General features: G+C 38.9%; 1 protein-coding gene. It reads left to right on the top strand.

The genetic code is table 11. From position 1 onward, the window contains the following. Window positions 1-849: spore germination protein (locus tag F1560_RS21855; RefSeq protein ID WP_149476707.1), on the top strand; the 849-nt coding region annotated here is incomplete at both ends.

An 849-nucleotide genomic window follows, 5' to 3' on the forward strand; every position in this document is an offset into this window, starting at 1 on the left:
GTTATTGTCTGCTAATAAAAAAAGGCAGGAATAGTGAAGGATTCCTGCTGAAAACGAACGCATCAACCGATAGAGAAGTTTCGGAGCCTATCGTAGAAAAAACAATCCTTGGGGCAAAAGTAGGTTTTGTTGAAAGCTTAGACAAAAACATTTTTTTACTCCGTACTGTAACAAAATCACCCGATTTCACGGTTAAAAAGTATACATTGGGTTCCTCAACAACAACGAATGTATCACTAATTTATTTGGATCACTTGACAGATCCGGAAATCATAAAAAAGGTTGAACAACGTATAAAAAGTATTACGCTTGATTCCATCCGATCAGCAGGAGATATTCAGGATTGCATTGAAGATCATACAGTTACTCCATTTCCCCAGCTTTTACTTACAGAACGGCCAGACCGAGCTTCAGCAAATTTAAAGGACGGAAGGGTTGCTTTAATTATAGATGGAAGTCCTACTGTAATTATATTGCCAGCAACATTTATGACGTTCTTTCAAACACCGGATGACTATATTACCCGTTGGTGGTTAGGTTCATTTTTTAGATTTATACGTCTATTCAGCTATATCATTGCACTTATTCTACCGGCATTATATATTGCATTCGTTTCATTCCATTATGAAGTAATTCCATTGGAGCTTGTTTATTCGTTACAGTCTTCGTTGAGCTACGTACCATTTCGGCCATTTATAGAGTTATTGATTATGCAACTTTCCTTAGAGTTGCTTAGAGAAGCGTCCATTCGACTGCCACCTTCCGTTGCCACGACTTTTGGGATCGTCGGAGGGCTAGTTGTAGGAACAGCAATGGTTGAGGCAGGAATTGTCTCCTATGGTGGTCTTA

It is taken from the genome of Oceanobacillus polygoni, assembly GCF_008304605.1.
Lineage (GTDB): Bacteria > Bacillota > Bacilli > Bacillales > Amphibacillaceae > Oceanobacillus > Oceanobacillus polygoni.